This is a genomic window from Salegentibacter sp. (genome assembly GCF_041642575.1).
Classification (GTDB): domain Bacteria; phylum Bacteroidota; class Bacteroidia; order Flavobacteriales; family Flavobacteriaceae; genus Salegentibacter.
This window is the reverse complement of the sequence record NZ_JBEPWD010000019.1, coordinates 12,267-18,729: the sequence shown is the minus strand read 5'-3', so window position 1 is coordinate 18,729 and position 6,463 is coordinate 12,267. Positions and strand designations below refer to the sequence as shown.

Genomic DNA, 6,463 nt, shown 5'->3' with positions numbered 1-6,463 from the left:
TCCATTATCCACCACCTGGATCTGGGTTTTTCCGGCATCCTTTATCACCACCTGAATCCTGGTGGCTTTAGCATCAATAGCGTTCTCAAGAAGTTCTTTGATGACAGAAGCCGGCCGTTGAACCACTTCTCCGGCAGCGATCTGGTTGGCTACATGGTCTGGTAAAAGTTGAATTACATCACTCATTTAGCGAGCATTCGAAAAGATGGACAAATCAAAGTCTATTATCCACAAGAAGATTAGCAGTAGGATTACAATGATGACCAATACACGGGTGTTGATTTCCCTATTCCCTCGGTTACGGCTGGATTTTCGTGCATCGGCCCAATGGGAACCGAAATCTATGGCGTTGGTGGTATCTTTATATTTATGAAACTTAGAATCAAAATTATAAATGTTACCGGTATCCTTGCCTTTATAATAACGGGGAGTGTAATTATAACGGGTATTCTTTTTTATTTTATTTAATCCAATCTTCAAAACGGGCTGCTTTATAATATAAAAATCAAATTTACTCAAAAAGCTCCGAAATTCCGAAGCTCAGCGTCTTAAAGATTATCACAATAATAGTGCCGACAAGCTGAGATGCCTGCGAAAGAAAATCATTATCAGAACCTGGAATCCTTGCGAAGTTTTGCCATTTTTATGGCCGCTACAGCAGCTTCAGTACCTTTATTGCCATGTTTACCGCCACTGCGATCTATGGCTTGCTGCATATTCTGATCAGTTAGCACACAAAAGATCACAGGAATATCATTTTGTACATTAAGGTCTTTGATTCCCTGAGTGACACCCTGGCATACAAAATCAAAATGTTTGGTTTCTCCTTCTATCACACTACCAATGGCGACAATAGCATCAAGCATGTCAAAACTTTCCTGCATTTTCTTGCATCCATAAACAAGCTCAAAACTGCCTGGAACATTCCAACGTGCTATCTTTTTAGGGTCTACACCATTATCGATAAACGTTTGGTAGGCTCCCTTAAAAAGGCCTTCGGTGATATTCTCATTCCACTCTGAAACAACGATCCCAAACCGGAAGTCTTCCGCGTTTGGGATCGTGTTTTTATCGTAATATGAAAGATTGTTTCCTTCAGTAGCCATATAATTATTTATTAGCCTGAGCCTGCCCTAAGTAAACAGGCACCTTTTCGGCTTCGGGAGTTTCAGGATATTTATCTCTTAATTGAGTAAGGTAATCTTCAGCATCTTCATTCTCTCCTAACTGAAGGGCAGTAATAGCCGCCTTCAGCAAAAATTTTGGAGTTGTAAACTCGTTGGAACGCATAGAGGCAGCTTCATCATAATAGTCTAAAGCTTCTTCAGGCTGATCGAGTTGCATAAAAGCATCCCCTATTCCACCTACAGCAAGTGCCGCAAGAATTTCGTCATCACTATTAAAATCTTCTAGATACTCTATGGCTTCCTGGTATTTTCCGGTGTGCAAGTAAGCAAATCCGGCATTGTATCTTGCAAGGTTAGCTGCGTCTGTACCACCATAGTTATCTATTATATCAAGAAATCCATATTTTCCTTCCCCACCATTAAGAGACATATTATATAGCGAATCACGTTCGGCACCTGCGCTATTCATAGCATCTCCGAAATAATTCTGAGCCTGTGCCATTTCATTGGCGGCTTCAGCTTCTTTTGGTTCGTGGATAAAACGCTGCCATCCCAGATAACCTAAAACAGCCACAATAGCCACACCTACTATAATGTAAATGTACTTTTGATTATCGGCCACCCAGGTCTCGGTCTTTGAGGCACCTTCATCAAGGGTGTTAAATACTTCTGCGGTTGTAGATTCCTCTTCAACCTTTTTTCTTCGTTCTTCCTTATTAGATGGTTTATTTCCCTTTTTCTTGTAAGTTGCCATAAAATCTGTTTAATGCGTCGCAAAAATAGGATTTTTATTCAAAATTAAAAGGGAAAATATTTGTATTTTTTTAATAATTTCAGGTCATTCGCTTAGTTTTGTAAAGAAAATTTTAACAAAAATCACCTTGCTGGAAATCAGAGTTTTATGTTTTTAAAACACCTCCATTTACTTCATTATAAAAACCTGGATTCAGCAGATTTTAAATTTGATGATAAAATAAATTGTCTTGTTGGTCATAATGGGGTTGGAAAGACGAACGTTTTAGACAGTATATATCATCTGGCCTTCGGAAAAAGCTATTTCAACCCAATTACCAGCCAGAATATTAATCACGATGCCGATTTTTTTGTGATAGAAGGTGAATTTGAAAAGCATGAAAAGCCGGAACATATTGTGGTTAGTGCAAAACGCGGCCAGAAAAAGCTAATCAAGAGGAATAATAAACCTTACGAGAAATTCAGTGAACATATAGGTTTTATCCCGGCGGTGATCATCTCCCCTGCCGACCGTGACCTTATCATAGAAGGCAGTGAAACCCGGAGAAAATTTATAGACGGAGTAATATCTCAAAGCGACCAGGTTTACCTCAACAAACTCATCCAGTACGGTAAGATCCTTGCCCAGCGAAATTCCCTTCTGAAGTATTTTGCCGCCAACAATAGTTTTGACCGGGATAACCTGGAGGTTTATAATCTTCAACTTAGTGAACTGGGAAATTATTTGTTCGAAAAACGCACAAAATTCCTGGAGGAATTTATTCCGATTTTCAACAAGCGATATAACGACATCACTGCTAACAAGGAAAAAGTAGACATTAGTTATAAGAGTCAGCTATTTGAAAAATCATTTTCTAAACTTCTGGAGGAAAATCTTCAGAAAGACATGGCCTTACAATACACAAGTGTTGGAACACATAAGGATGATCTTAGTTTTGAGATAGAAGGACACCCAATAAAGAAATTCGGGTCGCAGGGACAACAGAAATCATTTCTCGTGGCCCTTAAGCTGGCCCAATTTGATTTCATAAAGGCCTTAAGCAAGGTGAACCCAATTTTACTTCTGGATGATATTTTTGACAAACTGGATGAACAACGCGTTGCTCATATTGTGGCCCTGGTAGCTACTGATGAATTAGGCCAGATCTTTATTAGCGACACCCATGCCGACCGAACCGAAAAAGTAGTACAGCAAAGCAACCAAACCTATAAAATCTTTAAATTGTGAATAAAATAATTCTTTATTTCCTTCTCGGAATTGTACTTTTAAGCTGCAGTAATCAGGATCCAGCAGAGCAGATTAAACATATCGAAGGTTACTGGGAAATTGATAAAGTGGAGCTCCCGGGCGATTCGATCAGGGAATACTCTATCAATGAGACCATAGACTATTTTGAAATCACAGACAGCACCGGTTTCAGGAAAAAGCTACAACCTCAATTTGATGGTAGTTATAAAACCAGTGAGGATGCCGAGGAGCTTGAGATTAAGATAGAAAACGATAGCCTGCGTCTTTATTACAAGACCCCATTCGATGAATGGAAGGAAACCCTGCTGCAGGCAGACGCGGAAAAAATGAGTATCCTGAATAAGGACGGAATCATTTATCATTATAAAAAATTCACCCCATTATTTGCTGAAGAAGATGAAGAAGAATAACCGAAGAAATAATGAGAATTTAAGCATGGGCGACGTGCTTAAAGAATTCGTAGATAAAAACAAACTACAATCTGGCCTGGATAAGGTAAATGTAAGAGAGGTATGGAACCGGGAAATGGGCCCGGCGATTCAGAAATACACCACGGGAATAAAACTTCAGAACGACACCCTATACGTACAGCTGAGCTCTTCTGTTTTACGGGAAGAACTGAGTTATGGAAAAGCGAGAATTATAAAAATGCTCAACGAAGAGCTAGGCCGGGAGCTTGTTAAAAAACTCGTTCTACGCTAAAAATCAAAGGCTTTGCCAAGGTATTTTAAGATCTATAAACCATACGGATATTTAAGCCAGTTTATCACTAATGAACGGCCAAGGAAAAAGAAAAAACTCCTGGGGGATCTGCATGATTTTCCTGAAGGAACAATGTCCATTGGCCGACTGGATCAGGATTCAGAAGGACTTTTACTTCTCACCACCTGTGGAAAAACCAGTGCCTCCATTAGCGGGAAGAAAGTAGAAAAAGAATATTACGTTCAGGTTGACGGAGAAATTACCAGCGATGCTATAAAACATTTGCAGGAAGGAGTAGCGATAAGTATTAACGGTAAAACCTATCAAAGCCTTCCCTGTGAAGCTTTTAAATTAGAACAAAGACCTGTTTTTCCTCCACGAGCTAAAAAGATAAGGGACGAGCGCCACGGCGCCACCAGCTGGGTGTCTATAACCCTTACCGAAGGGAAATTCCGCCAGGTAAAGAAAATGACGGCGGCTGTAGGCTTTCCTACATTAAGGCTCGTAAGAGTTCGGGTGGGAAACGAAGAACTTTCAAATATGGATGCAGGCCAGGTTATAGAATTAAAACAATTCGATTATTAAGGCCTTTTCAAAAACTTTCCATTTCTCTCTCCTGAAAATTCAGATCCATCCTTCGCAATTTTTCCGTTAACCAGAACATATTTGAAACCTTCGGCAAGTTTATGCGGTTCCTCGTAGGTTGCCATTTCCTTTATTTCTGAAGGATCAAAAAGCAGGAGATCAGCTTTATAACCCTCTTTAATAAGTCCGCGATCTTCAATCCCTAAAATTTCTGCGGGCATCCCGGTCATTTTATGAATGGCTTGTTCCAGGGAAAGCATCTTCTCTCCCATAACATAAGTTTCGATAATCTTAGCAAAGCTGCCATAACCCCTGGGATGTCTCATTGTTGGACTCCCATCGCTACAAATATTCACGAGCTCGTGTTGCATTAGCGTCTGCTGTAATTCATCGTCCATGATAAAATAAGCTCCTCCGGCACCGTAAGGGCCTATATCTTCAATAAGCACATCTTCAAAAGGCTTGTTGAGTTCTTTCGAGATCTGCTCAAGGCTTTTCCCTTTGAATTTCCCGGAGCCAATTAAGGTAGCTTCCGGCCCGTTGCGATCAGCTATTTTATTCCGAAGAAATTCCTGTAATTCAGCTTTGCGGGTTTTCAAAACGCTTTCATAATCATTCGGTTTTTTAGCCCAATCAGGGAAAACTATGGCAATTCCGGTGTAACTCGCAGAATACGGGTAAAGATCGGCTGTTACTTCTATACCTTCTGCCCTGGCCTCTTCAAGAAGGCTTATAATCTCTGTGGCCCTCGGCTCCCCTTTCCCATAAACCGATTTAATATGGGAGATGTGAACAGGACAGTGCTTCCCCTGGGCAAGAAGCTCCTTGATGGAATTTTCAAGCTCACTATCGTCTTCATTCCGCATATGACTCATAATTAAGCCGCCGTTCTTCCCTACTATTTTTGCTAACCTTTCAAGCTCTACCTCTCCGGAAAAGTTCCCGGGATTATATTCCAGGCCGGTGGTCATTCCAAACACTCCCGCATCCATCGCATTTTGAAGGAGTTTTTCCATTTCTACTAGTCCCTCTTCCCCTGGCAGAGTATCGTAATTAACCCCCGATAACTGCCTTAGCGTATTATGCCCGGCAAACATCGCGATATTCGTTGCAGGTTGGATCTTTTGAACCTCATCCATCCATTGATTAAGGTCTCTTTCACTTGGACTGTATCCGTCCTGGCCAAGGGTGATGGTAGTCACTCCCATGGCAAGAAAATTTTTAAAACCGGGAGTTTCCAGCGGATTCCCGTGAGAATGCGTATCGATAAATCCCGGACTTAAAACAAGTCCATCAGCATCAATTGTTTTTTCTGCTGAAAATTCCAGGCTGGTGTCCCTTTCAATCTGAACGATCTCGCTATTGCGTACAAGCACATGAGCTTTGAACTTATCCTTGCCTGAACCATCTACTAGCGTCGCGTTTCGGATCAATAAATCGTAAACTACATCATTGTTTTGACTCAGGAGAATGCCAGGCGCAAAAAGCAAAAGGAGAAGGAGGTTTTTCATCGGGAATAATTTGGGTTTAAATATAATAAAAATGGCGGCCCTTATGAACCGCCATGTATGCTTTTGAAGGCCGAAAAGCCTTAGGATTTAAATTTCCCGGTAGTTTCCACCAATCTTTTTACCTGGTGTGAAACAGCCTTTTTAATTTTATCGTCGAGTGTATCCTGTCCGGCTGTGACACTAAGCCCATAAGGATTTCCACCAGATTCAAATAAACTTTTATCGGTATACCCGGGAGAAACTACGATGGCTCCCCAGTGGATCATTGTTTTATATAAGGACATTAATGTTGTTTCCTGACCTCCATGCGGATTACTTGCGCTGGTCATGCCGCTAACCACTTTATTGGCCAGCTTGCCCTGCGACCAAAGTCCGCCGGTAGTATCGAAGAACTGCTGAACCTGGGAAGGCAAATTCCCATAACGGGTAGGAATACTAAAGATAATGGCATCTGCCCACTCCAGATCGTCTAAGCTGGCTTCGGTAATATCTTTTGCTGCTTCAACATGTTTCTCCCAGTCTTTATTTTGGGCGAT

At 41.1% G+C, this 6,463-nt stretch carries 10 protein-coding genes; 4 read left to right on the top strand and 6 right to left on the bottom strand.

All coding sequences use genetic code 11. The features are described 5' to 3' along the window. The 4 genes from ACESK1_RS05285 to ACESK1_RS05270 all read right to left on the bottom strand — a co-directional run. The coding region (locus ACESK1_RS05285; protein WP_372918647.1) for an ATP-binding protein at nt 1–186 on the bottom strand (186 nt) is incomplete at its 3' end. Then, a complete protein-coding gene (locus ACESK1_RS05280) occupies nt 187–480 on the bottom strand; it encodes a hypothetical protein (protein ID WP_372918645.1) in 294 nt (97 codons plus the stop codon). It abuts the gene before it with no gap. A gap of 128 nt (nt 481–608) precedes the next feature. Next, nucleotides 609–1,106: a 6,7-dimethyl-8-ribityllumazine synthase gene (ribH, locus tag ACESK1_RS05275; protein WP_372918643.1), complete on the bottom strand. Its 498-nt coding sequence runs from the start codon at nt 1,104–1,106 to the stop codon at nt 609–611. 4 nt (nt 1,107–1,110) lie between these two features. Continuing rightward, complete coding sequence (locus tag ACESK1_RS05270; protein ID WP_372918641.1) at nt 1,111–1,881, bottom strand: tol-pal system YbgF family protein; 771 nt, start codon at nt 1,879–1,881, stop codon at nt 1,111–1,113. A gap of 147 nt (nt 1,882–2,028) precedes the next feature. Between ACESK1_RS05270 and ACESK1_RS05265 the strand changes: the two genes are divergently transcribed. Genes ACESK1_RS05265 through ACESK1_RS05250 form a run of 4 tightly spaced genes read left to right on the top strand, consistent with a single transcriptional unit; the run spans nt 2,029 to nt 4,416 of the window. After that, nucleotides 2,029–3,108: a DNA replication/repair protein RecF gene (locus tag ACESK1_RS05265; RefSeq protein WP_372918639.1), complete on the top strand. Its 1,080-nt coding sequence runs from the start codon at nt 2,029–2,031 to the stop codon at nt 3,106–3,108. Continuing rightward, nucleotides 3,105–3,539 (top strand): lipocalin family protein, encoded by a 435-nt coding sequence (locus ACESK1_RS05260; protein ID WP_372918637.1) that lies wholly within the window; start codon nt 3,105–3,107, stop codon nt 3,537–3,539. Before ACESK1_RS05265 ends, ACESK1_RS05260 begins: the two co-directional genes overlap by 4 nt. Then, a complete protein-coding gene (locus ACESK1_RS05255) occupies nt 3,526–3,831 on the top strand; it encodes a DUF721 domain-containing protein (protein ID WP_372918635.1) in 306 nt (101 codons plus the stop codon). The genes ACESK1_RS05260 and ACESK1_RS05255 overlap by 14 nt, the downstream gene beginning before the upstream one ends. A gap of 12 nt (nt 3,832–3,843) precedes the next feature. Beyond that, complete coding sequence (locus ACESK1_RS05250; protein ID WP_372918633.1) at nt 3,844–4,416, top strand: pseudouridine synthase; 573 nt, start codon at nt 3,844–3,846, stop codon at nt 4,414–4,416. Here ACESK1_RS05250 and ACESK1_RS05245 read toward each other — a convergent pair. Then, the gene (locus ACESK1_RS05245; RefSeq protein WP_372918631.1) at nt 4,413–5,927 is read right to left on the bottom strand and encodes an amidohydrolase family protein; all 1,515 of its coding nucleotides are present in this window, start codon (nt 5,925–5,927) and stop codon (nt 4,413–4,415) included. The two genes, ACESK1_RS05250 and ACESK1_RS05245, sit on opposite strands and share 4 nt — an antisense overlap. An 80-nt stretch (nt 5,928–6,007) precedes the next feature. Then, nucleotides 6,008–6,463 (bottom strand): NAD(P)H-dependent oxidoreductase (locus tag ACESK1_RS05240; protein ID WP_372918629.1); only part of this gene is annotated, 456 nt, incomplete at its 5' end.